Source organism: Klebsiella sp. ZJOU C1 (genome assembly GCF_035620215.1).
Classification (GTDB): domain Bacteria; phylum Pseudomonadota; class Gammaproteobacteria; order Enterobacterales; family Enterobacteriaceae; genus Klebsiella; species Klebsiella variicola.
In genome coordinates this window covers 1,561,460-1,584,549 of sequence record NZ_CP141644.1, presented here as the reverse complement: position 1 = coordinate 1,584,549, position 23,090 = coordinate 1,561,460, and the positions used below count along the sequence as shown (strand labels likewise).

The 23,090-nt window shown below is 56.2% G+C and carries 26 protein-coding genes; 16 read left to right on the top strand and 10 right to left on the bottom strand.

Annotated elements, in window-relative coordinates; genetic code table 11:
- Positions 1 to 10 precede the first annotated feature (10 nt).
- Positions 11 to 934 carry an acyltransferase gene (locus SPE70_RS07510; protein ID WP_162493330.1) on the top strand — a complete coding sequence of 308 codons (924 nt, stop codon included), beginning with the start codon at positions 11 to 13 and terminating at the stop codon, positions 932 to 934.
- Between the two features lie 16 nt (positions 935 to 950).
- Here SPE70_RS07510 and SPE70_RS07505 read toward each other — a convergent pair whose 3' ends face one another.
- Positions 951 to 1,457 (bottom strand): hypothetical protein, encoded by a 507-nt coding sequence (locus SPE70_RS07505; RefSeq protein ID WP_012542408.1) that lies wholly within the window; start codon positions 1,455 to 1,457, stop codon positions 951 to 953.
- 734 nt (positions 1,458 to 2,191) lie between these two features.
- Here SPE70_RS07505 and SPE70_RS07500 point away from each other — a divergent pair.
- Both SPE70_RS07500 and SPE70_RS07495 read left to right on the top strand, forming a co-directional pair.
- The gene (locus SPE70_RS07500) at positions 2,192 to 2,407 is read left to right on the top strand and encodes a biofilm development regulator YmgB/AriR family protein (protein ID WP_012968674.1); all 216 of its coding nucleotides are present in this window, start codon (positions 2,192 to 2,194) and stop codon (positions 2,405 to 2,407) included.
- Between the two features lie 82 nt (positions 2,408 to 2,489).
- Complete coding sequence (locus SPE70_RS07495; protein WP_008805716.1) at positions 2,490 to 3,044, top strand: helix-turn-helix transcriptional regulator; 555 nt, start codon at positions 2,490 to 2,492, stop codon at positions 3,042 to 3,044.
- A 37-nt stretch (positions 3,045 to 3,081) separates the two neighbouring features.
- Here SPE70_RS07495 and SPE70_RS07490 read toward each other — a convergent pair whose 3' ends face one another.
- Both SPE70_RS07490 and SPE70_RS07485 read right to left on the bottom strand, forming a co-directional pair.
- Positions 3,082 to 3,816, bottom strand: coding sequence for a MerR family transcriptional regulator (locus tag SPE70_RS07490; RefSeq protein WP_008805715.1), 735 nt, complete (start codon positions 3,814 to 3,816; stop codon positions 3,082 to 3,084).
- Positions 3,817 to 3,970: 154 nt separating this feature from the next.
- Positions 3,971 to 5,182, bottom strand: a complete 1,212-nt coding sequence (locus SPE70_RS07485) for a diguanylate phosphodiesterase (RefSeq protein WP_012542412.1) — start codon at positions 5,180 to 5,182, stop codon at positions 3,971 to 3,973.
- A 329-nt stretch (positions 5,183 to 5,511) separates the two neighbouring features.
- Here SPE70_RS07485 and ycgZ point away from each other — a divergent pair, with 329 nt between their 5' ends.
- The 3 genes from ycgZ to SPE70_RS07470 all read left to right on the top strand — a co-directional run bounded on the left by ycgZ (position 5,512) and on the right by SPE70_RS07470 (position 6,506).
- Positions 5,512 to 5,757 carry a regulatory protein YcgZ gene (gene ycgZ / locus SPE70_RS07480; RefSeq protein WP_012542413.1) on the top strand — a complete coding sequence of 82 codons (246 nt, stop codon included), beginning with the start codon at positions 5,512 to 5,514 and terminating at the stop codon, positions 5,755 to 5,757.
- Between the two features lie 125 nt (positions 5,758 to 5,882).
- The gene (locus SPE70_RS07475; protein WP_044650074.1) at positions 5,883 to 6,188 is read left to right on the top strand and encodes a hypothetical protein; all 306 of its coding nucleotides are present in this window, start codon (positions 5,883 to 5,885) and stop codon (positions 6,186 to 6,188) included.
- 51 nt (positions 6,189 to 6,239) lie between these two features.
- Positions 6,240 to 6,506 carry a biofilm development regulator YmgB/AriR family protein gene (locus SPE70_RS07470; RefSeq protein ID WP_004886050.1) on the top strand — a complete coding sequence of 89 codons (267 nt, stop codon included), beginning with the start codon at positions 6,240 to 6,242 and terminating at the stop codon, positions 6,504 to 6,506.
- Positions 6,507 to 6,614: 108 nt separating this feature from the next.
- Here SPE70_RS07470 and pgl read toward each other — a convergent pair whose 3' ends face one another.
- Entirely contained in the window at positions 6,615 to 7,610 is a 996-nt protein-coding gene (gene pgl / locus SPE70_RS07465) for a 6-phosphogluconolactonase (protein WP_012968676.1), read from the bottom strand.
- Positions 7,611 to 7,838: 228 nt separating this feature from the next.
- Between pgl and SPE70_RS07460 the strand changes: the two genes are divergently transcribed.
- Complete coding sequence (locus SPE70_RS07460) at positions 7,839 to 8,657, top strand: pyridoxal phosphatase (protein ID WP_032753892.1); 819 nt, start codon at positions 7,839 to 7,841, stop codon at positions 8,655 to 8,657.
- Here the strand turns inward: SPE70_RS07460 and modC are convergent, their stop codons facing one another.
- The 4 genes from modC to SPE70_RS07440 all read right to left on the bottom strand — a co-directional run bounded on the left by modC (position 8,658) and on the right by SPE70_RS07440 (position 11,473).
- Positions 8,658 to 9,716 carry a molybdenum ABC transporter ATP-binding protein ModC gene (modC, locus tag SPE70_RS07455; protein WP_048963722.1) on the bottom strand — a complete coding sequence of 353 codons (1,059 nt, stop codon included), beginning with the start codon at positions 9,714 to 9,716 and terminating at the stop codon, positions 8,658 to 8,660.
- 2 nt (positions 9,717 to 9,718) lie between these two features.
- Positions 9,719 to 10,408, bottom strand: coding sequence for a molybdate ABC transporter permease subunit (modB, locus tag SPE70_RS07450; protein ID WP_008805707.1), 690 nt, complete (start codon positions 10,406 to 10,408; stop codon positions 9,719 to 9,721).
- Positions 10,408 to 11,181: a molybdate ABC transporter substrate-binding protein gene (modA, locus tag SPE70_RS07445; RefSeq protein WP_012542417.1), complete on the bottom strand. Its 774-nt coding sequence runs from the start codon at positions 11,179 to 11,181 to the stop codon at positions 10,408 to 10,410. The genes modB and modA overlap by 1 nt, the downstream gene beginning before the upstream one ends.
- Positions 11,182 to 11,323: 142 nt before the next feature.
- Positions 11,324 to 11,473, bottom strand: coding sequence for an AcrZ family multidrug efflux pump-associated protein (locus tag SPE70_RS07440; RefSeq protein WP_002895156.1), 150 nt, complete (start codon positions 11,471 to 11,473; stop codon positions 11,324 to 11,326).
- 153 nt (positions 11,474 to 11,626) lie between these two features.
- Here SPE70_RS07440 and modE point away from each other — a divergent pair, with 153 nt between their 5' ends.
- The 7 genes from modE (at position 11,627) to gpmA (ending at position 19,468) form a co-directional block, all read left to right on the top strand.
- On the top strand, positions 11,627 to 12,415 hold the full coding sequence (gene modE, locus SPE70_RS07435) for a molybdenum-dependent transcriptional regulator (RefSeq protein ID WP_008805705.1): 789 nt from the start codon (positions 11,627 to 11,629) through the stop codon (positions 12,413 to 12,415).
- A 67-nt stretch (positions 12,416 to 12,482) separates the two neighbouring features.
- Positions 12,483 to 13,955 (top strand): molybdate ABC transporter ATP-binding protein ModF, encoded by a 1,473-nt coding sequence (modF, locus tag SPE70_RS07430; RefSeq protein ID WP_012542418.1) that lies wholly within the window; start codon positions 12,483 to 12,485, stop codon positions 13,953 to 13,955.
- Positions 13,956 to 14,164: 209 nt separating this feature from the next.
- Positions 14,165 to 15,181 carry a UDP-glucose 4-epimerase GalE gene (galE, locus tag SPE70_RS07425; RefSeq protein ID WP_012542419.1) on the top strand — a complete coding sequence of 339 codons (1,017 nt, stop codon included), beginning with the start codon at positions 14,165 to 14,167 and terminating at the stop codon, positions 15,179 to 15,181.
- Positions 15,182 to 15,190: 9 nt separating this feature from the next.
- On the top strand, positions 15,191 to 16,237 hold the full coding sequence (gene galT / locus SPE70_RS07420) for a galactose-1-phosphate uridylyltransferase (RefSeq protein WP_023339805.1): 1,047 nt from the start codon (positions 15,191 to 15,193) through the stop codon (positions 16,235 to 16,237).
- A gap of 2 nt (positions 16,238 to 16,239) precedes the next feature.
- On the top strand, positions 16,240 to 17,388 hold the full coding sequence (gene galK, locus SPE70_RS07415; RefSeq protein WP_032701039.1) for a galactokinase: 1,149 nt from the start codon (positions 16,240 to 16,242) through the stop codon (positions 17,386 to 17,388).
- Positions 17,382 to 18,425: a galactose-1-epimerase gene (gene galM / locus SPE70_RS07410; protein WP_038422274.1), complete on the top strand. Its 1,044-nt coding sequence runs from the start codon at positions 17,382 to 17,384 to the stop codon at positions 18,423 to 18,425. Before galK ends, galM begins: the two co-directional genes overlap by 7 nt.
- 290 nt (positions 18,426 to 18,715) lie before the next feature.
- Entirely contained in the window at positions 18,716 to 19,468 is a 753-nt protein-coding gene (gene gpmA, locus SPE70_RS07405) for a 2,3-diphosphoglycerate-dependent phosphoglycerate mutase (protein WP_002895089.1), read from the top strand.
- 73 nt (positions 19,469 to 19,541) lie between these two features.
- On the opposite strand, the gene aroG is transcribed toward gpmA, so the two are convergent.
- Positions 19,542 to 20,594 (bottom strand): 3-deoxy-7-phosphoheptulonate synthase AroG, encoded by a 1,053-nt coding sequence (aroG, locus tag SPE70_RS07400; RefSeq protein ID WP_012542422.1) that lies wholly within the window; start codon positions 20,592 to 20,594, stop codon positions 19,542 to 19,544.
- Between the two features lie 314 nt (positions 20,595 to 20,908).
- On the opposite strand from aroG, the gene SPE70_RS07395 reads away from it, so the two are divergent.
- Both SPE70_RS07395 and zitB read left to right on the top strand, forming a co-directional pair.
- Positions 20,909 to 21,286 carry a YbgS-like family protein gene (locus tag SPE70_RS07395; protein WP_012542423.1) on the top strand — a complete coding sequence of 126 codons (378 nt, stop codon included), beginning with the start codon at positions 20,909 to 20,911 and terminating at the stop codon, positions 21,284 to 21,286.
- A gap of 118 nt (positions 21,287 to 21,404) precedes the next feature.
- Complete coding sequence (gene zitB, locus SPE70_RS07390; protein WP_012968681.1) at positions 21,405 to 22,349, top strand: CDF family zinc transporter ZitB; 945 nt, start codon at positions 21,405 to 21,407, stop codon at positions 22,347 to 22,349.
- Here zitB and pnuC read toward each other — a convergent pair.
- A complete protein-coding gene (pnuC, locus tag SPE70_RS07385) occupies positions 22,346 to 23,065 on the bottom strand; it encodes a nicotinamide riboside transporter PnuC (RefSeq protein WP_008805696.1) in 720 nt (239 codons plus the stop codon). The two genes, zitB and pnuC, sit on opposite strands and share 4 nt — an antisense overlap.
- Between the last annotated feature and the right edge of the window lie 25 nt (positions 23,066 to 23,090).

Below are 23,090 nucleotides of genomic sequence, written 5' to 3'. Positions count from 1 at the left end.
ATTAGGCTGTATGACAGCGGTGACCTTTTTCACTATCTATAACACCTGGGATCACTATGATTATGACTATCACTGGATCCTCGGGCTGCTGACCTTTATCTCGACCATCGCGACGCCGTTGTTTTTTGTGGTGGCTGGTTATCTTGATGCACAGACGCGTCACGATGCCAACTGGCAAATCGGCAAAATTAAAAGCGTGGTCATCGTCTTTCTGTTCTGGGTAACGGTCTATTATGTCTGGGAGCCTTATCAGCGCGGCTACCTGATCCAGCCCTGGTTTATTTTCGCCCTGATCGTGATCTATACCTTCCATCCCTTTATCGCCTGGCTCAGCCAGCGGCGGGGCCTGTTTTTCACCGTGGTTCTGACGCTGCTGTGCTGCGCTTATGGTTACGACCTGCTCTCGGTGCTCTACCCGGACAAACATCTCTTCAGCCTGCCGCCGCAGTATCGTCTGTGGACATGGCTACTTTTTTATTTAACCGGGCAGTTGTTTAACGATCCGCGAGTCACGGAGTGGATACGCGACCCGCGGGTGATTAAAGCCTCCATTATCGCCCTGCCCTTTGTCTATTTATTTACCTGGTTTTATGAACGCCATTTTTTCTTCGCGCTGTTTAAAGCCGATCGCAATGCGTTCATTCTGACGGGATCGCAAATTTATATTCTGATCGTCCTGCTGGTGATCGCCGCTAACGCCGTGCAGTTTAAAAAGAACCGCGAACTGAAGGAGGCGGTGCTGGCGACGGTTAGCAAAGCGATGACCGGGGTCTATATTCTGCACTACTCCGTTTTCCACCTGCTGGTGATGCTGATCCCTATTCACTCGTTAGCCACCAAGCTGGGCGTGATTGCGCTAACGTTTATCCTGTCGGTGCTCATTTCTCTCGCTGTGCTCTCCAGCACGCTGCTCAAGAAGGTGATAACCCTGTGACAAACGACGCGGCAACTTAGCGGAAACTCCACTGGATGCTAATCACAAACACGCTGGGAATAATGATGCCGCTCTCAAGGGCGAAATAGTCGGTAAAGTTGTACTGAATGGCATGGTAGATATAGGGGGAAAAGCCGATCCCGGTGGCGTCCTTAAAATCTTTGTAGGAGCCATGATCGCCGCAATGCTCAAAGGCGTCGAAGAAGAATTCGCCGGTGTAGCCGTAGACCCCTTTAAAGGTCCATCCACTGCCGTTGTGGTACCAGTCTCTTCTCACCCCCAGCGCCAGGCAACGATCGTCGAAACTATTGTTCATCGTGCCAATCAGCAGACTATATTTCGAATCTTCCGAGAATTTCCGCTCTACCGAGAAAAAGTGGTTTTCAAAATTCTCAGTATATTGTCCGTGGTTATTGGTCAGATGGTAAACATAGGAACCAGTATTTACCGAATAGAGATTAATTTCTTTCGCCTGCGCGAAAGCGGCTAACCCGGCCAGGAGCATCACGCTTTTACCACGCATCATCCCTCCTCAGTCCTCTATGCCTGTCCATGAACAGAATGCTTTTGCCGTATTTACCGGTCGTTATGCTGGTGCGACACCCGACAGGAAAATGGGGGAAGATAACCGTGCCGAAATGAAAATGGAGTTCCAGAAAAGCGTAGCACACGCCTAATCCGCCAACAAACCGACCATGGCGATAGCGGAGTGGTTGATATTTCTCTCTTTACTATATTGTGCAAAAAACAGACAAAACCTCACCTGTTTTCCGCTATGCTGAGGGTCCGACGCGGAAGTTAGCCACCTGTCGACGACAGAGTTGCTGTGTACCCCTTCCTGCGTCGGCGCTCTTTCTGCTCAAGTGACGTAAACCGACAGAGCCCGTATTCCGATCGGGTCTGCGTCATTATCCCCTGTCTGATTGCCCTGTATCCGCATCCTGCACAGAACCGCTTTTTTGTACAAGTTAATAAAATCAAAAATACCTTTAAAATCAACAAATAAAATTAAAACGAAAAAATAAACCGTCTCGCTGTACATATCGTTATGAAAAAAGTTGTACATCCTGAGATCACCGACTATAGTTTTTGAGTGTTAACTGCTTGTTGCGCAACAAAGCGGGAACGCTAAACGGTTGCGTGGCGAGTCTGGCGGTGGTTCCTGGTTTTGCATTTCCTGTTAGTGACTTTTCGCGTACCACCGGTACGCTGCGACTTTTATGGTCAGTTTGCTTTATACGTGGGAGAGTTCGAGCTATGCATATTAAAAATACCATTCCAGCAGAATTTGTCTTCAATTCAGCCCTGATGAAGAATATTGAAAACACGCTCATGAAGCAGCACAGCACGATCAATAATGAGCGGATGATTACGGAAATCCAGCACCGCCTGCAAACGGAAAGTAATGAAATACTTTCCGACCTCTATCTGCAGGCGTTGGATATGCTGTACAGCAAAAAACATCATCATTAAGTGATCCCACCGCGCCGACAGCAGGGACAGCCCTGCTGTGCCGGCACGCCTGGGTTTTCATCTGCTAACTGGGGCTCAAAAAATGTCACACCATAATACTTGCTATCGTTCTGAGCATTACGATCTGTGGTTTGATAATCGTTTTCTTCTCTACGGGATGTCGCTGATCCTGAATACCTTGCCGGCATCTTATTTTCGTAAAAAACATGTTTTTTTTACCAGCGACAATTATTTCGCGGTGCTTGAGCATAACTATAATCGGCGGGATACGTTATTTATTCTGTTAACTGAGGGAAACGATCTTAATTTTCTCAGTGAACTGCCTATGTTGCGCTTACCGGCAAATTCGACGCCGGAAGAATTAAAAATCTTCCTGCATCAGCCCACCCGCTATTACAAAACGCACCCGGCGCCGGGCGCCTCGGTGCAGTTTACCGAACGGGAAAAGAAAGTTATTCAGCTTATCAGCAATGGCGAAGCGGTTGCCAGCATTGGTCGTTCGCTAAATCTGCACATCAAAACCATTTATCAGATCCGGCTGAATCTGATTAAAAAGCTCGGCTGTAGCGGTAGGACCGATTTTTTTAATATCAGTCGTAGTGAAACCTTTAAATCCTGGAGTCAGATTCACCTGTAGTCAGGTGCAATAGCCCCGGCCTGTCCCCCAGACGGGGCTATTGCGTACCGTGAAAATGAATGCTGAAGCCCTGCTCCTGCCAGTGGCTGAGCAGTTCCTCCTGCAGTGGCGTGGCGGCGCGTCCGGTCCAGACAAAGATATGCTGCCCGGGGAAGAGCTCGGGCCGCGGCGACTCCAGCGGTTCAGCGAGAACATTGACATGCCAACCGCGCTGCGAAAGACGCCATGCCTCCAGCCACAGACGCGTCCGGTCTTCATTGCTCCAGCCCACCAGCAGCGTCTCTTTACCATTTTTTTTACGCGCTTCGGCGAGAAACAGCGCCACGCAGTCAATGAGCAAGCCGTCCAGCAGGCTGCTAATCACCAACGAGGTATTCTGATCGAGCTTGAGACGCTGTCGTACCGGCACTAACAGGCTATCGATGAGGGTATCAACGGGGTGTTGATGGCTCAGCGCCATTAATTTGGCGCGGATTCTGGCGGGCTGCATATAACGCAGAATGGACATCATCTCTTCCTGAAGATGCGCGGATTCGTCGCGCGCCGCCGGCAGATTATCCTCCAGCAGCGCTTTGACTTTCCCTACGGATACACCGCGCTCTATCCAGCGCTTGATCTCTTCTATGCGCAGGATATCTTCTTCATCAAACTGTCGATGCCCGCCTTCGCTGCGCTGCGGTTTCAGTAGACCGTAACGCCGCTGCCAGGCGCGCAATGTAACCGGATTGATTCCGCAACGTTCGGCGACTTCACCGATACTGTAAAACGCCATAGCAGCCTCACATCAACCTGATACTTTTTACCTAAACTAACGAATTCAGGCATCCTGTACAACTCTATTTTCTTGTACAGATAAAGATATCAGGTTGTGGCTCACAGCGCGCGGGGAAAAAGATGAAAAAATAGTAAGCTGATTTCGCGGTGGATTATTTCTTCTCCGGCCAGGCAACGGCGGGCAGGCCCCCCAGGCGGGCACCCGCGAATAAATTGCCCTGAAACTGCGAAATCCCGGCTGATTCAAGCCACATCCACTCTTCAGCACGCTCAACGCCGACGGCTGAGACCGCAATCTCCAGAGAAGTACAGCATTTGATAATCGCCTGTACAATCGACTGGCGCGGCCCGTCCTGGTGGATATTGCGGATCAGCTCATGGTCGATTTTAATTCTGTCGGGTTGGTATTGCGCCAGCAGCGACAGCCCGGCAAACCCGGCGCCGAAGTGATCGATGGCAAGATTAATCCCCGCGCCCTTCAGTTTGCGCACCGCATCGGTAAAATCGGCCATCCGCGAAATCACTTCCCGCTCAGTGAACTCGACAATAATCTGCTCCGGGATCAGGTCATTGCGACTAATTTCGTCGAGCAGGAAAGCCACCGCATTCGGCGCTTTGACCAGCGTCATCGGCAGCAAATTAATGCTTAACGCCTTATTACGTAAACCTAATTTACCCGCCAGAGACAGCGCGACGCGCTTACTGTGCAGGTCGGCGAGATAAATATCATCCCCTGCCAGCCCGGCAAAATAGGCGCCAGGAGACTGGCCGTCCGGTGTACGCAGCAGCGCTTCCCACGAGATAATTTCGCAGGCGAAAGGATCGACGATCGGCTGAAAGGCAAAAGACCAGCTTTCCGTATTATCGATAATGGGGGTGTCCGGATAAAAAGTGTCCTTATCGGGAATAAAAACCCAACTGTCCGCCGAAGGGATCTCAAAATAGTTCGCTTTTTCCGTGGATTCGACAAAAGTACGGAAAAATTGCAGCGCCCGGTCGTCATAGGTGAGCTGATATTTTGTCGTGCCCCGGTCCATCACTGTCTGTAGTACTTCCTCACGATCATGTTCCCGTAAATCAAACAGTTCCATACCGACCTTACCAAATCGACGGGACGGTGCATAATCGCAAAACAACTCCACCAGATTATAATGACGAGGATCGAGGACAATTGTTTGATAAATATCCCTTACCTTTTCTTCCGGTCCTTCAATAAGTTGAAAAAAATGCGTCCCGTTAAACAGTAATATACCGGTGACATCCGCCTGCCCATTTCTCTCGTTTGCCCTGGCAACCATGGCCTCGATCGATTTGAATGAGACATTGTCGCAAATATGGCTGCGATAAATGATGGTGGTAAGCATAGTGATTCCAGATGGGAGGGATAAGCATTCACAGTAGCAGTTATCAGGCTAATCGTCTTGCAAAACTACGTTTTATCTTAACAAAAAAGATACACTAAAAATCCACTCTTTGTGCAAGGTTTTTCTTTTTTTTCTTTTCTTGTACAACATGCAACGCTACCCCCTACCTTTACAAGCCAGGATCTCCGCAAACAAAAACAAATATTACATTAAAAATCATCATGATATCAACGATCGCTGCAATATTACGCAACTTTCTATGTACAACTTATTAATTATTGTATAAGTTTATTTGCAGTTAACAGATGAATGAAATGAAAGGAGCACATATGCAGCAGAATGGTTACATTCCAGATACAGCGAACGCAATTGCCCAGTATTTCAACAAAGCATCGTTACCTTCCCAGCAGGAAACGCTGGGTCAGATCGTGATGGATATTCTCAACGAAGGGCGCCATCTCAACCGCAAGGCCCTGTGCACCAAACTGTTGAGCCGCCTTGACAGCGCCCGTGCGCCTGAGGAAGAGAGCCACTATCAAACCTTAATTGGTTTGTTGTTTGCCGGTCAGGAATAACGTCATCGATCGTCGCCTGTTGCAACCGCAGTAGCAGATGAGGGGCGATCGCTTCCATAAACCTGCTGCTGACCTGAATGCCCGTTACCAGATTCAGGAAGAGTGTGGCATGCAGAGAGACGGTTATGAATAGCAGTGATACTGAGGAAATAACCGATGAGATCATCGGCGAGGCGGTGCTCGCGCTTCTGAAAACGAATCGCCCGATTACCACCCCGACCCTGCTGGTTCGGCTTCGGTTGATGCAGGCCACAGAGTCAGATCGCCAGCGAAGGAAAATCATCGCTGCCGTTATTGAAGAAATTTGCGCGAAGCTCGCCCTCCAGCGGAAGCTCGCGCCTTTGCAGGTTAAGAAAATCAATGGCCGTTGGGAAAGCAGAGGAACGCTGGCGCAGAGCAGCATGGCGCCGGAAGCTAAAAAAATCCACTGATTGTCCCAACCATGGTGAATAAAACAGAGTGAGAATGTGATGAGACAGACTATGCATCAGCAACCCGATATTTACGCAGGACTGCAGGACACCGCGCTCTCCGACTATTTCCGTAACGCCGGTGATAAGCTGGTTGATGAGTCCGCCGTCATGTCGCTCGCCATCAACAGTATTCTCCAGTCCGAGGGTCACCTGAACAATAAGGCCATTATTTTATGGCTGATTCAGGCGCTGGAAAGCACCGATGATGTGGTGACCGCCGACGTGATCCGTAAAACGCTGGAGATTGTCGTCGGCTACACCATGGACGATATCTAAAGCCGTCACGCTTCAGGCCCGCCAGGGCAACAGCTTCCCTACAGAGCCTGTCCGCTCTGATCAAAAAAACCTCGCTGACGCGAGGTTTTTCTTTTACCGTCTGACCCTTCAGTGGGCGTTGACCACCACCCACATCGGCCCCTGCCCAACCGCATAGCGGCCTTTCTCATGCAGCAGCCCCTGCTCACCCTCAATTTCATACACTGCGATATGGTGCGATTTCTGCCCTGCGGCAATCAGATACTTACCGCTGTGATCGAGGTTAAAGCCGCGTGGCTGAGTTTCCGTCGGCTGATAGCCTTCCACTGCCAGCACGCTGCCATCTTCCGAGACGCTGAACACCGTGATGATGCTGGCGGTACGATCGCAGGCGTACAGATGACGACCGTCAGGGGTGATGTGAATATCCGCCGCCCAGCGCACGCCGGTGAAATCAGGCGGCATCATATCCAGGGTTTGTACACATTCGATATTGCCATTCGGGTCTTTCAGCTCCCAGACGTCAACGGAGCTGTTCAGTTCATTGACGCAATAACCATACTGCTGGTTCGGATGGAACACCATGTGGCGCGGACCGGCGCCCTCGACGGTGGTCACTTCCGCCGGTTCCTGAGCGGAGAGGAAACCATCCTCGCTAAGGGTAAACAGGCAGATGCGATCCTGCTTCAGCGCCGGCACCCACAGGGTGCGGTTGTCCGGGGAGATATTGGCCGAGTGACACCCTTCCAGGCCTTCCACCACGGTGACGGTTTCGCCCGGCAGGCCGTCCTGCAGCGGCGTCACGCTGACGCAACCCTGATTGTAGGAGGCGCTGAAGACAAAGCGGCCATGATGATCGGTAGAAATGTGGGTCGGGCTGCCCGGCAGCGCCGCTTCTCCCGCAAAGGTCAACGCTCCGTTATCCGGCGTGATGCGATACGCTAACACGCGAAACTCCGGACGAACGCCAACGTACAGATACTCCTTGTTGGGACTGACCACCATCGGCTGTACCTGTCCCGGGGCATCAACCACCTGCACCAGCGTCAGTTTGCCGTCCGCTTCAAGACTCCAGACGTGGATTTGTTGGCTTTCCGGGCTGGCGGTATAAACGGTTTGTTTCATGACTACTCCTTCCCTCACTGCACGTGGAATTTTCATTTTCAGGATAACAGCACCCTGAAAATTATAAGACATCCGCCCATGATACTCGCAAAGTCCGCTGAATTTCCGACGGACGGCGGCACAAAGGGCATACAGGTATTCACGGCAGATGTGGAAAAATTGGTCCTGACGCCACGGCGGTGTACCATCATGGCCAGGTCACTTTTCAACATCAACCGGAAATAACACATGACAACACGCGTGATTGCCCTGGATTTAGACGGCACCCTGCTCACCAGCAAAAAAACCATCCTGCCTGCTTCGCTGGAGGCACTGGCCCGCGCCAGAGAGGCGGGCTACCAGGTTATCGTCGTTACCGGACGTCATCACGTCGCTATCCATCCTTTTTATCAGGCACTGGCTCTCGATACACCTGCAATTTGTTGTAATGGCACTTATTTGTATGATTATCACGCAAAAGAGGTTTTGACAGCCGATCCTATGCCGGTAGCGCAAGCGGTAAGCCTGACGGCCATGCTCGCCGAACAGCAGATCCATGGCCTGGCGTATGTGGATGATGCGATGCTTTATGAACAGCCCACCGGGCATGTGATCCGCACCCGCAACTGGGCGCAGGCGCTGCCGGAGGATCAGCGCCCGGTCTTCCGCCAGGTCGATTCGCTGGCGCAGGCGGTCCGCGAGGTCAACGCGGTATGGAAATTTGCCCTCACCGATGAAGACATTCCCCGCCTGCAGCGCTTTGCCCGCGAGGTCGGCGAGACGCTGGGCCTGGAGTGCGAATGGTCGTGGCACGATCAGGTGGATATCGCGCGCGCCGGCAACAGCAAAGGCAAACGCCTGGCGCAATGGGTGGCCAGCCAGGGGCTGTCGATGCAGGATGTGGTGGCCTTCGGCGATAACTACAACGATCTTAGCATGCTGGAAGCGGCGGGCACTGGGGTGGCGATGGGCAATGCGGTGGACGAGGTGAAAGCTCGCGCCAGGGTGGTCATCGGCGACAATGAGTCCACCAGCATCGCCGAGTTTATCTACCGCCAGCTGCTGTAATCAGGCGGCGATCGACACGCTTTTGATCTGAGCAAACACCTGCTGACCTGGCGCTATCGCCAGGTCGTCCCGCGCCCATGGGCTAATCCTGGCCCATAGCAGACGGCCACTCACTCTGAGCTGCACTTCAATCTGTCCGTTGACCTCCAGACACTGAGCCACCTCGGCGCGCAAGATATTGCGGATGCTGGTCCCGGACGGCTGGGCCAGTGTCAGCGAAACGTCCGACGCCTGAATGCGGATCCGTGCGGTGTCGCCTGCGGGACGTTCGAGCCGGTTGACCCACAGCAGCTGGTCACCCAGCGTCAGAGCCGTCATCGCGTACTGCGGATGCTGCGCGGCGACGGTGGCGCTGAGGATCGTACTCTGCTGTTCCGCCGGCAGCCAGGGGTGCATCACGCTGCTGCTCCAGACCTCCTCCAGCGGACCAAAAGCCTTCACCTTACCGGCCTCCAGCACCAGCACGCGATCGGCCAGATGCTGGATCTCATCCAGCGAGTGGCTGACGTAGAGCATCGGAATATGGATCTCCTGCGCCAGCCGCTGCAGGTAGGGCAACAGTTCGCGTTTGCGCGGAATATCCAGCGAGGCCAGCGGCTCATCCAGCAGCAGTAGCTCCGGTGCGGTCAGCAGGGCGCGGCCGATGGCCACTCGCTGCTTTTCGCCGCCGGATAACCGGCCCGGCAGGCGATCCAGCAAGGGCGCGATCCCCAGCAATTCCACCAGCTTATCGAACTGGCTGACCATGCATTTCGCCATCCCGTAGCGCAGATTACCGCGCACTTTATAGTGGGGAAACAGGCGCGCGTCCTGAAACACATAGCCGATACGGCGCTGTTCCGGCGCCAGACAGATACGCTGGGCGGTGTCGTTCAGCACCCTGCCGTTGAGCACGATGCGCCCCGTCTGCGGCCGGGTCAGGCCGCTAATGGCGTTAATCAACGAGGTTTTGCCAGCGCCGGAGACGCCAAAGATGGCGGTGATCCCGCTGGCGGGCAGGGTTTCACGGATCTGCAGGCAGTGACTGCCGAGGGTCTGGGTAAAGTCCAGCTCCAGCATCATTATCCTCCCATGCGCTGGCGGCTCACGCGGGCCAGCCATTCCGAAATCAGCAGCGAAACCAGCGCCAGTCCGATGGCGATGAGGCAGAGGCGAGCCGCCGCCCCCTCCCCGCCCGGGGTCTGGATCAAGGTGTACATCGCCGAAGGCAGGGTGCGCGTTTCGCCGGGAATATTGGAGACGAACGTGATGGTCGCGCCAAACTCCCCTAACGAGCGGGCGAAGGCCAGCACCGTGCCGACAATAATCCCCGGCAGAGTCAGCGGTAGCGTAATAGTCATAAACACTCGCCAGCGGCTGGCCCCGAGGGTTCTCGCCGCTTGCTCCAGTTTGACATCCACCCCTTCCAGCGCCAGGCGAATGGCGCGCACCATCAGCGGAAAAGACATCACCGCCGCCGCCAGCACCGCCCCGCGCCAGCTGAAGGCAAAGCTGATGCCGAACCAGTCATACAGCCAGCTGCCAATAAACCCACGCCGCCCCATGGCCACCAGCAGCAGATACCCCACCACCACCGGCGGCAGCACCAGCGGTAAATGGAGAATACTGTCGAGCAGCGCCTTGCCGGGAAAGGTGCGCCGAACCAGCAGCCAGGAAAAAAAGATGCCAAAGGGCAGGCTCAAGGCCACCGCCAGGGAGGAGACTTTCAGGCTCAGCAGCACCGCCTGCCATTCGGGTTCGCTCAGAAACATCAGCGGGTGGTAAATCCGTAACGTTTAAAAATCGCGGACGCTTCCGGCCCTTTCAGGTAGTCATAGAAAGCGCTCACGGCCGCATTGCGGTGACCATCGACAATCGCCAGCGGGTACTCGACTTTCTGATGCGAGGCCTCCGGGAAGGTGCCGACCACTTTAACCCCTTTGCTGGCCACGGCATCGGAGCCATAGACAATCCCCAGCGGCGCTTCGTTGCGCTCCACCAGGGCCAGCGCGCCGCGCACGTCTTCCGCCGGGGCAAGTTTCGGCGACAACGTCTCCCAGGCGCCGAGTTTCTGCAGCGCCTCTTTGGCGTAGATGCCTGCCGGAACGTGCTGCGGATCGCCCACCGCCAGACGGCCTCCTTTCAGCAGGCTGGTCCAGTCGGTTTTCTCATCAATGGTAATCGCCCCCTGCGCGCTGGCTTTCGGCGCGACCACCACCAGGCTGTTGCCAAGCAGGGTGGCTCGGGTTGCCGGGTCGATGGCCTTTTTGTCTGCGGCGTAATCCATCCATTTCTGATCGGCGGAGATAAACAGATCGGCTGGTGCGCCCGCTTCAATTTGCCGCGCCAGCGTCGACGACGAGGCAAACGACGACACGACATCGACGTTTTTCTCTTTCTTATACGCCTGGGCAATATCCTGCATCGCGTTGGTTAACGATGCGGCGGCGAAAACGGTCACTTTCCCCTCTGCCGCCAGCGCCTGACCCGCGACGCACAGCGTGAGTGATACCCCGATAACCCCGCGTAACCAAGAACCTGCCATCTGAATCTCCTGTCAATGCGTTATGTATTCGACAATATAACGATATGCAGAGCATTTTTATAGTGACACAGGACAATAAAACGAAGGGAAATGATACAGGAGGGAAATAGCACAGCGCCCGGTTAAACCGGGCGCCGGGAAATCAATGATTTTGCTGGCTGCGATCTTTGTGGCCTACGCCGGAGAAGAGGTTGAACACTTCGCCAAGACCGTAAATCAGTCCCAGGATGACCGCCATCACCACCGGTACCATGATGACCGCAAAAACCAGACTTTTCAAAAGCTCTAACATGGTTCACTCCAGATAGTATGATTTGCTGATTGTAACGGTTTCAGCCGAAAAAACACGCCCCATTTGTGCGGTGGGTAATGACAAAACCGCGCACAGAGGTTTTGCAAGCGGGTGACTATCGGTCACAATACCCTTTTTTGTCAGGAAACGATTATGCAGGCCGAAATTCTTCTTACCCTTAAGCTACAGCAGCGCCTGTTTGCCGATCCGCGGCGGATCGCCCTGCTCAAACAGATTGACCAGACCGGTTCGATAAGCCAGGGGGCCAAGCACGCGGGTATCAGCTATAAAAGCGCGTGGGATGCTATCAACGAGATGAACCAGCTCAGCGAACAACCGCTGGTGGATCGTGCCACCGGCGGTAAAGGCGGCGGCGGCGCGGTGCTGACCCGCTATGGGCAGCGGCTGATCCAACTGTACGATCTGCTGGCGCAGATCCAGCAGAAAGCGTTTGATGTGCTCAGCGATGACGATGCCCTGCCGCTGGACAGCCTGCTGGCGGCCATCTCACGCTTTTCCCTGCAGACCAGCGCCCGCAACCAGTGGTTCGGCACCATTACCGGCCGCGATCGCCAGCAGGTGCAGCAGCACGTCGAGGTACTGCTGGCCGACGGGCAGACGCGCCTGACCGTCGCCATCACCGCACAAAGCGCTGAGAAACTGGGGCTCGATGAGGGCCAGGAGGTGCTGGTCCTGCTGAAGGCGCCCTGGGTCGGCATCACCCTCGACCCCGCCGTGGCCCGCCAGGCCGATAACCAGTTGTCGGGTCGTATCAGCCATATCGAATGCGGGTCCGGGCAGTGCGAAGTACTGATGACGCTGGCCGACGGTCAGACCCTGTGCGCCACTCTGCCACAGGCGCAGACGTCTGGCCTGGCGGAAGGGACGGAGGCGATCGCTTACTTCAATGCCGATCGCATCATTCTCGCGACGTTATGCTGACCCCATTGACATTACGCGCCCGAAGTCGTATCCCTGATGCACATCGCTGCAAAAAATGGGATACATCATGTCATCATTGCAAATTTCGCAAGGCACGTTTCGCCTGAGCGATACAAAAACCTTAAAAATAGACCAGCTGAACCTGAGAGCGGGTCAAAGCTGGGCGTTTGTCGGTAGCAACGGCAGCGGCAAATCCGCCCTCGCGCGGGCTCTGGCTGGCGACCTGACCCTGCTCAGCGGCCAGCACGAAAGCCACTTCTCCCGCGTAACCCGCCTCTCCTTCGAGCAGTTGCAGAAGCTGGTCAGCGACGAGTGGCAGCGCAATAACACCGACCTGCTCAGCCCCGGCGAAGAAGACACCGGCCGCACCACCGCAGAGATTATCCAGGATGAGGTAAAAGATCCTGCCCGCTGCGCGCGCCTGGCCGAACAGTTTGGCATCAGCGCCCTGCTGGACCGCCGGTTTAAGTACCTGTCGACCGGGGAAACGCGTAAGACCCTGCTGTGTCAGGCCCTGATGACCGATCCGCAACTGCTGATCCTCGACGAACCTTTCGACGGCCTCGACGTCAACTCCCGCCAGCAGCTGGCTGCCCTGCTGGCCGACCTGCATCGCGCCGGCATCACCCTGGTGCTGGTCCTCAACCGCTTCGATGAGATCCCGGAGTTTGTACAATTCGCCGGCGTGCTGGCTGACTGCACCCTCAGCGAGACCGGCGAGAAGTCTTCCCTGCTGCAGCAGGCGCTGGTCGCCCAGCTGGCGCACAGTGAAAAACTGGACGGCATCACCCTGCCGGAGCCGGATGTTCCACCAGCCCGTCATGCGCTGGCAGACTCGGCGCCGCGTATCGTGCTCAATGACGGTGTGGTCTCCTACAACGATCGCCCGGTCATCAATCACCTCTCATGGACCGTGAACCCGGGCGAACACTGGCAGATCGTCGGCCCCAACGGCGCCGGTAAATCCACGCTGCTGAGCCTTATCACCGGCGATCATCCGCAGGGTTACAGCAACGATCTGACGCTCTTTGGCCGCCGTCGCGGCAGCGGTGAGACCATCTGGGATATTAAAAAGCATATCGGCTACGTCAGCAGCAGCCTGCATCTGGACTACCGGGTCAGCACCAACGTCCGCAACGTCATCCTGTCGGGCTATTTTGACTCTATCGGCATTTATCAGGCGGTCTCGGACAAGCAACACAAGCTGGTGCAACAGTGGCTGGATATTCTCGGCATTGATAAACGCACTGCCGACGCGCCGTTTCATAGCCTGTCGTGGGGCCAGCAGCGGCTGGCGCTTATCGTTCGCGCGCTGGTGAAGCATCCGACCCTGCTGATCCTCGATGAACCGCTGCAGGGGCTGGATCCCCTCAATCGCCAGCTGGTGCGTCGCTTTGTCGACGTGTTGATTGGCGAAGGGGCCACACAGCTGCTGTTTGTCTCGCACCATGCGGAAGATGCCCCGGACTGTATTACCCATCGCCTGGCGTTCGTTCCCAGTGGAGACGGTTACACTTATCAGCTCGGTCCTGTGGCCTGATGCCCCCTGCCGGGGGTCGAAAGATCCCTGGTATTTTTCAGAAAAATAGCGGAAAAATCACCTAACCATCTGTATTAAAAATAAAAAATTTGAATTTATGTCGTTTCACCATCAAGTGTAAACGATTCCACTAACTTGCCCTGTGTCACACTTTTCACTTCTTTGATATGCTATCTTCCTCATACACGATAAGCCGAATGGAGCGAATCATGAAAGTTCTGGTTACAGGTGGTAGCGGTTACATTGGAAGTCATACCTGCGTTCAACTGCTGCAGCAGGGACATGAGGTGGTGATCCTCGACAATCTCTGCAACAGCAAGCGCAGCGTACTGCCGGTGATTGAGCGTCTCGGCGGCAAAGAAGCCACCTTTATTGAAGGCGATATTCGTAACGAAGCGCTGATGACGGAGATCCTCCACGATCACGCCATTGAGGCGGTGATCCACTTCGCCGGGCTGAAAGCCGTCGGGGAGTCCGTCGCCAAGCCGCTGGAATATTACGATAATAACGTCACCGGCACACTGAAATTAGTTTCTGCCATGCGCGCCGCGGGCGTGAAGAACTTCATCTTTAGCTCCTCAGCTACCGTCTACGGCGACCAGCCGAAAATCCCATATGTCGAAAGCTTCCCGACCGGCACCCCGCAAAGCCCTTACGGCAAAAGCAAGCTGATGGTGGAGCAGATCCTGACCGACCTGCAGAAAGCCCAGCCGGAGTGGAGCATTGCCCTGCTGCGCTACTTCAACCCGGTCGGCGCCCACCCGTCGGGCGACATGGGGGAAGACCCGCAGGGGATCCCAAACAACCTGATGCCGTACATCGCCCAGGTCGCCGTTGGTCGTCGCGACTCGCTGGCCGTCTTTGGTAACGACTACCCGACCGAGGATGGCACCGGTGTGCGCGATTATATCCACGTGATGGATCTCGCCGATGGCCACGTCGCGGCCATGGAAAAACTGGCTGACAAAGCCGGGGTCCATATCTACAACCTTGGCGCCGGCGTCGGCAGCAGCGTGCTCGACGTGGTCAATGCTTTCAGCAAGGCCTGCGGCAAACCCATTAACTACCATTTCGCGCCGCGCCGCGATGGCGACCTCCCGGCCTACTGGGCGGATGCCGCCAAGGCCGACCGCGAGCTGAACTGGCGCGTGACGCGCAACCTGGACGAAATGGCGCAGGACACCTGGCACTGGCAGTCCCGCCATCCGCAGGGTTATCCAGACTAAGGAACCTTCATGAGCGTATTTAACCCCGTTGACCATCCACATCGTCGTTATAACCCGTTAACCGGGCAGTGGATTCTGGTTTCTCCGCATCGCGCCAAGCGCCCCTGGCAGGGGGCGCAGGAAACGCCGGCAAAACAGACCTTGCCAGCCCACGATCCGGACTGTTTCCTGTGCCCAGGTAATACCCGTGTCACCGGCGACACCAACCCGAATTACACCGGTACCTACGTGTTTACCAACGACTTTGCGGCCCTGATGACCGACACTCCGGACGCACCGGAGAGTGACGATCCGCTGATGCGCTGTCAGAGCGCGCGCGGCACCAGTCGGGTGATCTGCTTCTCGCCAGACCACAGCAAAACGCTGCCGGAACTGAGCCCTGAAGCGCTGGAAGGCGTGGTTAAAGCGTGGCAGGAACAGACCGCGGACCTCGGGAAAAGCTACCCGTGGGTCCAGGTCTTTGAAAACAAAGGGGCAGCGATGGGCTGCTCCAACCCTCACCCGCATGGTCAGGTGTGGGCCAATAGCTTCCTGCCCAATGAAGCGGAACGGGAAGACCGTCTGCAGAAAGAGTATTACGCCGGACAAGGTCAGCCGATGCTGCTGGACTATGTTCAGCGCGAACTGGCCGACGGCAGCCGCACGGTGGTGGACACCGAGCACTGGCTGGCGGTCGTGCCCTACTGGGCCGCCTGGCCATTCGAAACGCTGCTGTTGCCGAAAGCGCACGTGCAGCGTATTACCGATCTCACCGACGCCCAGCGCAGCGATCTGGCGCTGGCGTTGAAAAAGCTGACCAGCCGTTACGACAACCTGTTCCAGTGCTCATTCCCCTACTCCATGGGCTGGCACGGCGCGCCGTTTAACGACGAAGACCATCACCACTGGCAGCTTCATGCCCACTTTTATCCGCCGCTGCTGCGCTCCGCGACGGTCCGCAAGTTTATGGTTGGCTATGAAATGCTGGCCGAAACCCAGCGCGATCTGACCGCCGAGCAAGCTGCCGAACGACTGCGCGCCGTCAGCGACGTCCATTTTCGTGAATCCGGAGTGTAATGATGAGTCTGAAAGAGAAAACCCAAACCCTGTTTGCTGACGCCTTCGGTTATCCGGCCAGCCATGTCATTCAGGCGCCAGGCCGCGTCAACCTGATCGGCGAGCATACCGATTACAACGACGGTTTTGTGCTGCCCTGCGCCATCGACTACCAGACGGTGATCAGCTGCGCGCCGCGCGACGATCGTACGGTGCGGGTGATTGCCGCCGATTACGACAATCAGACCGATGAATTCTCTCTCGACGCGCCGATTATCAGTCACGACACCCAGCAGTGGTCGAACTATGTCCGCGGCGTGGTAAAGCATCTGCAGCAGCGGAACAACCACTTTGGCGGCGCGGATCTGGTGATCAGCGGCAATGTACCGCAGGGTGCGGGGTTAAGCTCCTCAGCCTCGCTGGAAGTCGCCGTCGGCACCGTGTTCCAGCAGCTCTATCATCTGCCGCTGGATGGCGCGCAAATCGCCCTCAACGGCCAGGAGGCGGAAAACCAGTTCGTCGGCTGCAACTGCGGCATCATGGATCAGCTGATTTCGGCGCTGGGCAAAAAAGACCACGCGCTGCTGATCGACTGCCGTTCGCTGGGCACCAAAGCCGTCTCGATGCCGAAAGGCGTGGCGGTGGTGATCATCAACAGCAACTTTAAGCGCACCCTCGTCGGCAGCGAGTACAACACCCGTCGTGAACAGTGCGAAACCGGCGCGCGCTTCTTCCAGCAGCCCGCCCTGCGCGATGTTACCCTCGAGCAATTTAACGCCGTCGCCCATGAGCTGGATCCGGTCGTCGCGAAGCGCGTACGCCATGTGCTGACGGAGAATGCCCGCACCGTGGAAGCCGCCAGCGCCCTCGAAAAAGGCGACCTGAAGCGGATGGGTGAGCTGATGGCCGAATCCCATGCCTCGATGCGCGATGATTTCGAGATCACCGTCCCGCAGATCGACACTCTGGTGGAGATCGTTAAGGCCGCGATCGGTGATAAAGGCGGCGTACGCATGACCGGCGGCGGCTTTGGCGGCTGCGTGGTAGCGCTGGTCCCGGAAGATCTGGTCGATACCGTTCAGCAGGCCGTTGCTAAAACGTATGAAGCGAAAACCGGTATTAAAGAGACATTCTATGTCTGCAAACCGTCACAGGGGGCAGGCCAATGGTAACGCAAACCACCGCGCTGGCGCCGGACGGCCAGCCCTGGCAGCAGGTGACCCTGCGCAATAAGGCGGGCATGACCGTTACCGTGGCGGATTGGGGCGCGACGCTGCTCAGCGCCGAGGTGCCGCTGGCTGATGGCAGCCTGCGTCATCCGCTGCTGGGCTGTGCGAAGCTGGAGGACTATGCCCACCAGGCCGCGTTTCTTGGCGCCTCGGTAGGCCGCTACGCCAACCGTATCGGCAATAGCCGCTTCCCGCTTGACGGCCAGCTCGTCAACGTCACGCCGTCAAACGACGCGGGCCACCAGCTCCACGGCGGCCCGGAAGGGTTTGATAAGCGCCGCTGGCGCATTGTCCGCGCCGACGAGCAGGAAGTGCTGTTCGCTCTGACCTCGCCCGATGGCGATCAAGGCTTCCCCGGCACTCTGCAGGCCACCGCGCACTATCGTCTGACCGACGATAACCGCATCGCGATTACCTATCGCGCCACCGTGGACCAACCCTGCCCGGTGAACATGACCAATCACGTCTATTTCAACCTCGACGGTGACCAGGGCGACGTGCGCCAGCACCAGTTGCAGATCCTCGCCCAGAGGTATCTGCCGGTGGAAAGCGACGGTATCCCGGGTGGTGAACTCAAAGATGTTGCTAACACCAGCTTTGATTTCCGCCAGCCGAAAACCATCGCCGCCGACTTCCTCGCCGACGCCGATCAGCAAAAGGTGAAGGGATACGATCATGCCTTCCTGCTGGATGCCAAAGGCGACGCCAGCCAGCCTGCGGCGCAGGTCTGGTCGCAGGACGGCAAGCTGCAGATGACGGTCTATACCTCCGCTCCGGCGCTGCAGTTTTACTCCGGCAACTATCTCGGCGGCACCCCGTCGCAGACGACGGAGCCCTACGCCGACTGGCAGGGGCTGGCGCTGGAGAGCGAATTCCTGCCGGATTCGCCGAATCATCCGGAATGGCCGCAGCCGGACTGTGTGTTACGTCCGGGCCAGGAGTACGTCAGCCTGACGGAATATCAGTTTATCGCCTGTTAATCGCCAGCGCCCTCCGCCGGGGGCGCTGTTTTTCGTCCCCGCCCTCCTCTCTGCCGCCTCTTTTTTCAGCAACCTGCTCTATTTTCCGTCACCAAAGGACAAAAAAATAACCTGTGTTTTACAAGCACCTTACACTGAGCCACTATTTTCGCTATGGTTAGGGATAAGCATTGCCGTGAGCCAAATCACGGCAATATAATGAGAATAGTTATCAATCAATAACACATACACCAACATATTCAGCGCACCGTTCGCGGCGCGAGGGATGGCGTGTAGAGAGGAGTAAGAGAATGGCTGTAACTAAGCTGGTACTGGTTCGTCATGGCGAAAGCCAGTGGAACAACGAAAACCGCTTCACCGGTTGGTACGACGTTGATCTGTCCGAGAAAGGCGTTAGCGAAGCGAAAGCGGCAGGTAAACTGCTGAAGGCTGAAGGCTTCAGCTTTGATTTTGCTTATACCTCCGTGCTGAAACGTGCCATCCACACCCTGTGGAACGTGCTGGACGAACTGGATCAGGCCTGGCTGCCGGTTGAGAAATCCTGGAAGCTGAACGAGCGTCATTACGGCGCGCTGCAGGGCCTGAACAAAGCGGAAACCGCTGAGAAATACGGTGACGAGCAGGTTAAACAGTGGCGTCGCGGCTTCGCTGTCACTCCGCCGGAGCTGACCAAAGACGACGAGCGCTACCCGGGCCACGATCCGCGCTATGCAAAACTGACCGACGCCGAACTGCCGACCACTGAAAGCCTGGCGCTGACCATCGACCGCGTCGTGCCTTACTGGAACGAAACCATTCTGCCGCGCCTGAAAAGCGGTGAGCGCGTGATCATCGCCGCTCACGGTAACTCCCTGCGCGCGCTGGTGAAATACCTCGACAACATGGGCGAAGACGAGATCCTCGAACTGAACATCCCGACCGGCGTACCGCTGGTGTATGAGTTCGATGAAAACTTCAAGCCGATCAAACATTACTATCTGGGCAATGCGGAAGAGATCGCGGCGAAAGCGGCTGCCGTCGCCAACCAGGGTAAAGCGAAGTAATTCCTCCCGGTAAAAACAAAAAAGCGTGGAAATCTCCACGCTTTTTTTATTGCCTTCGCCAGCGCAGATTCGCTTAGCCGCGGCGGGTTTTCACCGCTTCCGCCAGCTGACGCAGGATCGTTTCGGTATCCTCCCAGCCGATGCAGGCGTCGGTGACGCTCTTGCCGTAGGTCAGCGGTTCACCGCTCTCGAGGCTCTGGTTGCCTTCCACCAGATGGCTTTCAATCATCACGCCCATGATCGCCCGCTCACCGCCGGCAATCTGCTGGCATACGTCCGCGCCCACTTCCATCTGCTTCTTGAACTGCTTGCTGGAGTTGGCATGGCTGAAGTCGATCATCACCTGAGCCGGCAGGCCCGCTTTCGCCAGGCCGATCTTCACATCCGCCACGTGCTTCGCGCTGTAGTTCGGCTCTTTGCCGCCGCGCAGAATAATATGGCAGTCGCCGTTACCGCTGGTATTCACGATAGCGGAGTGGCCCCACTTAGTGACCGACAGGAAACAGTGCGGTGCGCCAGCGGCGTTAATCGCGTCGATAGCCACCTTGATGGTGCCATCGGTACCATTCTTAAAGCCCACCGGGCAGGAGAGTCCGGAGGCAAGTTCACGGTGAACCTGGGATTCGGTGGTACGCGCCCCAATGGCGCCCCAGCTCATCAGATCGGCGACATACTGCGGGGTGATCATATCGAGGAATTCCCCCGCCGCCGGCAGGCCGCTGTCGTTAATGTCCAGCAGCAGTTTGCGCGCGATGCGCAACCCGTCGTTGATGCGGAAGCTGTTATCCATATGGGGATCGTTGATAAGCCCTTTCCAGCCGACGGTGGTGCGCGGTTTTTCAAAATAGACCCGCATGACGATCTCGAGCTCACCCTTCAATGCCTCGCGCAGGGGCAGCAGACGGGAAGCGTACTCTTTCGCCGCTGCCGGATCGTGAATCGAACAGGGCCCAATCACTACCAGCAGACGATCATCGTCGCCCTTGAGGATCTGATGGATCGCTTTGCGAGCATGCGCAACGGTATTTGCAGCATTTTCGGTAGCAGGGAATTTTTCCAGGAGCGCAACGGGAGGTAATAATTCGTTGATCTCTTTAATGCGTAAATCGTCGTTCTGATAATTCATCTTCTTTCCAGCGTTGCCATACTTATTCAATGAAATGCAATCCCTCCAATCTATCTCTTCGCCGAAAAAGTGTAAACGTGATTTTACAGTAGTGATGGAATAATCCTGGAAATAGGCAAAAATACGCCATAAAGTAGCGAAACCAGGCTCATGCACTACAATAATTAACTGTTAAAGCTAATTAAGTCTTACGTTTCAGGATTATATAGTGACACTGCGATCGTCTGCGGAGTCTTTAACCATAGCGAGTCAGATCCCTGGCACACTCACCGCGGGAAGCGCATTTCCCCTTCCCGGTTTAACAGGAGTATCCGATGAATATGAAAAAACTGACGACCCTTTTACTCACCGCCACCTTAGGTCTTGCCAGCGGCGCGGCCCTGGCGGCAGACACCGGCGCCCAGTCCAATAATGGCCAGGCCAACTCTTCCGCGGATGCCGGTCAGGTGGCGCCGGATGCCCGTGAGAACGTGGCACCAAACAATGTGGACAATAACCAGATCAATTCCGGCTCTGGCGGCACCATGCTCCATCCTGACGGCTCGACGATGAGCCAGGATAATATGTCGAGCGATGAAGTGCATAAAAACTCGATGTGTAAAGACGGCCGCTGTCCGGACACCGGTAAGAAACTGGACAATGGCGGCAGCATGAACCACGACAACAGCAAAACCGACGGTACCACCCAGTAAGTGATACGCTGGGAACAAACGAAGAAAAGGCGAGCCAGGCTCGCCTTTTCTTCGTTTGTTATCGCTCTCTGTTTATGATGTCATAGCGTAATAATGATAACTATCAAGGGACGACACGATGGCCCACCCGCATTCGCACTCCCCTGCCCAGGCTCCGGACAGCAGTAACGCTCGCCGGCTGCGATGGGCGTTTATCGTCACCGCCGGTTTTATGCTGGTTGAAGCCGTCGGCGGCGCAATCTCCGGCTCACTGGCCCTGCTGGCAGATGCCGGCCATATGCTCACCGACTCTGCCGCCCTGCTGTTTGCGCTGCTGGCGGTTCGCTTCGCCAGTCGCCCACCGAATACCCGCCATACCTTTGGCTGGTTGCGTTTGACCACCCTGGCGGCGTTTCTCAATGCCATTGCCCTGGTGGTGATTACCATTTTGATTGTCTGGGAGGCGATTCAGCGCTTCCAGCATCCGCAGCCGGTGGCCGGCGTGACGATGATGGTGATTGCGGTCGCCGGCCTGCTGGCCAACGTGCTGGCCTTCTGGATCCTGCATCGGGGGAGTGAAGAGCAGAATCTCAACGTGCGCGCTGCGGCGCTACACGTGCTGGGCGACCTGCTGGGCTCGGTCGGCGCAATCGTGGCGGCCGTGGTGATCCTCACCACCGGCTGGACGCCTGTCGACCCAATCCTTTCCGTGCTGGTTTCCTGCCTGGTATTACGTAGCGCCTGGCGATTACTGAAGGAGAGTCTGAATGAACTGCTGGAAGGCGCGCCGCGTTCGCTGGATGTGGCGGCCCTGCAGCGGGATATTCGCCGCTCTATCCCGGAGGTACGCGATGTTCACCACGTCCACGTCTGGCTGGTGGGGGAAAAACCGGTGATGACGCTCCATGTTCAGGTGGTCCCGCCGCACGATCATGATGCGTTACTCAACCGCATCCTGCATTTCCTGGAACATAAATATGAAATTGAGCATGCCACGGTGCAGATGGAGTACCAGCCCTGCAGCGGCCCGGAGTGCCATCTCAACACGATGCACGCCGGGCACGATCATCACCACCACCATTAGCCAGAAAACGCGTGAGAACCTCGCTCACGCGCGCTGTTTATCCACATCCGGCTGCCGTTCAGCGCAATGAACGTCAGCAAGAGGTATTCCAGCGACATGGCATAGACGCCCTGGCGGGCAAAAATCACCACGCTTATCACGTTGACAATCACCCACAGCAGCCAGTTTTCAACATACTTGCGGGTCATTAAGATCATCGCCACCACCGACAGCACCGTCATGCAGGAGTCCCAGAACGGGAAGGCATCCGGCTGCAGCACCGGCATGGAGACCTGCAGACCCAGCGCTTGCATCAGGCTGACCGCGATCCGCGTCAGGAAAGCAAAAAACGGGTTGATAAACAGGGTCAGCAAGCCGATCGCCACCACGCAGGCCGCCAGCCAGCCCAGCGCTTTGCTGCGCGGCAGCCAGCGGATCTGCAGCTCAGCCTCATGGTTGCTGCTTTGTCGCGACCAGGCATACCAGCCGTAAACGTTAGCGGCAAAGAAGAACAGCTGCAGCAGCAGGCTGGCATACAGCTGGATCTGAAAGAAGATGATGGCGAACAGCGTGACGTTGACCAGCCCGAAAGCATAGTTACTGATCTTCTCCAGGCTCGCCAGCCAGATGCACAGCAGCCCGGCGATGGTCCCCACGGCCTCTATCCAGGAGAGATCATACCCCCCGGCGCCGATGGGTATATGTACTAAGATATTCTGCGTGCTAAAAAAATCCATTTCATCCCCTCAGCGTCTTGCGACG